Annotated in this window: 3 protein-coding genes; 1 reads left to right on the top strand and 2 read right to left on the bottom strand. The window is 59.0% G+C overall.

Annotated elements, in window-relative coordinates; all coding sequences use genetic code 11:
* Positions 1-85: 85 nt before the first annotated feature.
* Together ACTS1Z_RS01405 and ACTS1Z_RS01400 are read right to left on the bottom strand one after the other, a co-directional pair.
* On the bottom strand, positions 86-880 hold the full coding sequence (locus ACTS1Z_RS01405) for a transporter substrate-binding domain-containing protein (RefSeq protein WP_442622646.1): 795 nt from the start codon (positions 878-880) through the stop codon (positions 86-88).
* A 187-nt stretch (positions 881-1,067) separates the two neighbouring features.
* Positions 1,068-1,328: a hypothetical protein gene (locus tag ACTS1Z_RS01400; RefSeq protein ID WP_442622645.1), complete on the bottom strand. Its 261-nt coding sequence runs from the start codon at positions 1,326-1,328 to the stop codon at positions 1,068-1,070.
* Positions 1,329-1,713: 385 nt separating this feature from the next.
* Here ACTS1Z_RS01400 and ACTS1Z_RS01395 point away from each other — a divergent pair.
* On the top strand, positions 1,714-2,195 hold a 482-nt coding region (locus ACTS1Z_RS01395), incomplete at its 3' end, for an ATP-binding cassette domain-containing protein (protein ID WP_442622644.1).

Genomic DNA, 2,195 nt, shown 5'->3' with positions numbered 1-2,195 from the left:
GCGCATCTGTTTTGGGAACAGAGGGTCGCAGGTTCGAATCCTGTCTCCCCGACCATCTTTCGATATCGCGAACGCTTGGGCTAGCTTACTGTGGCATCATATCGACAGCCCAGTCGAGCGTGTCGAAATAGTGCCGGTAGCGATCTTCGAGAAATCCGTCCGCCTGGCGCATGTGCACCCAGCTATTGAGGAAATGGAGCAGCCTGTCTTCGTCGTTGCGCACAACGAAGCCGGCGACGCTGGAGGTTAGCGGTTCGGATAACGGCAGCGAAATGCGATCGCCATGACGGAGCGCATAAATCCGTGCTTCCGGTACGCTGGCGACATAGGCATCGGCTCGGCCGAGAAGTACGGTGGCTTCCGCACCGCTTGGCGTCGAGAAGCTCATGATATTGGCATCGGCGAGCATCTCGGCCGCTATTCTCGAAGCCAATGTATCTTCGACGACTGCTATCGTCATCTCAGGCGTATTGAAATCGGCGATCGTGCTCGGCTCGTCGGTCACCGACGGCCCGGTGGCGATCGTCATGCCGGTCGAAAAATAGGGGATCGAGAAATGAAAGCGCCGCGCACGTTCGGGCGTCATCGCCACGCCGGCGGCGATCATGTCTATCTCGCCATTGGCGAGCGCGTCGAATATCTCGTCGAAATTATACAGTTCGAGACGCGCTGAGACGCCCAAGTCCGCCGCGATGCTGTTCGCGATATCGATCTCATGGCCAACGAGTTCGCCTTCGCGGTCGAGATGCGTCCAAGGGGCGAAGATCGATACGCCCACTATGAGTTCGCCGCGTTGCTGGATATCGTCGAAGGCATCGGCGGAAGCGACCACCGGTGTCGCAAACCAGATGGCAATCAGCAGCCTGAACACAATCTTCATCGCAAATCCCCTTCTTTCCGATCTGCGGAGAGTGACCGATGAAGCGGGAAGCTTCAAGCGTTAGCTTTGCCGTGCCTATCCTTTCTCTAGCCTTCCCGATTGGCGGCCGGCGACAAAAAAGGGGCGCGATCCGTGTCGATCGCGCCCCTTTTGATTGCGTTGGCTGGCCCGCAGGCCAACCGCCGAATTACATGGCGTCTTCAGCCATTTCCTCTTCGGCTTCCTCGGCCATCGCATCGCCTTCGGCCATGGCGTCTTCAGCCATTTCTTCGCCTTCGGCCATGGCGTCTTCAGCCATTTCTTCGCCTTCGGCCATCGCGTCTTCGGTGGCTTCTTCCGTTTCTTCGACGGCTTCCGCGCCTTCGTCGGCGGTTTCGGTAGCGGTCTCGCCACAAGCGGCGAGGGCAAACATGCCGGCCGTCGCAAGCGCAAAGCTAAGTTTCTTCATTATAAGTGCTCCCATAGCATTAAATCAGGGCCTGGCTCTGCGCCAATCCCAGCGCGCTGCCATAGCGTCCATTCACAGAACGTCAACTTGTAATTGCGCCCCCGTACCGAAATGAACCGCGCATTTTGCTGCGCTGCAGCAAGGATTTCAGCCAAATTTTCGGCGATTTGGAGTAGCGGCGAGGCGGCGCTCGCAAGAGACCAGAACATGACATCGCGCCGCCTTCAGGCTTGTTTCGCCGCTGCTGATTCGGATCGGCGAGGTCCAGCGTATTCCGTTGCAGAAGCGAGTAGCCGCCCGACCATTTCCGCGTTTGCCAATTCGTGCGCGCGTCCCTACATCGCGGCCCAATTCCAGCAATTCCAATCCGGAGCATATACGACCCATGGCCGCGCAATATTCCTTCGTCATGAAGGGCATGACCAAAAGCTTTCCCGGCGCCCGCAAGCCGATCCTCGATAACATCCATCTGCAATTCTATCCGGACGCCAAGATCGGCATCGTCGGTCCGAACGGGTCGGGCAAATCGACGCTGATGAAGATCATGGCGGGCATCGATACCGAGTTTCAGGGCGAAGCCTGGGCAGGCGAGGGGATCCGCGTCGGCTATCTTGCACAGGAGCCAGAGCTCGATCCGGACAAGACCGTGAAAGAGAATGTGATGGACGGCGTGCGGCCCGTCGCCGATCTCGTCGACCGCTTCAACGAGATTTCGGGCATGATGGCCGATCCGCCCGAAGACGCCGATTTCGACGCGCTGATGGCCGAGATGGGCGAGCTGCAGGAGAAGATCGACGCGGTCGATGGCTGGACGCTCGACAACCAGCTCGAAATCGCGATGGACGCGCTGCGCTGCCCGCCGGGCGA

The sequence above is a fragment of the Parasphingopyxis sp. genome (assembly GCF_052168295.1).
GTDB lineage: Bacteria > Pseudomonadota > Alphaproteobacteria > Sphingomonadales > Sphingomonadaceae > Parasphingopyxis.
The sequence above is the reverse complement of the archived record's forward strand: the minus strand, read 5'-3'. Positions and strand labels throughout refer to the sequence as shown.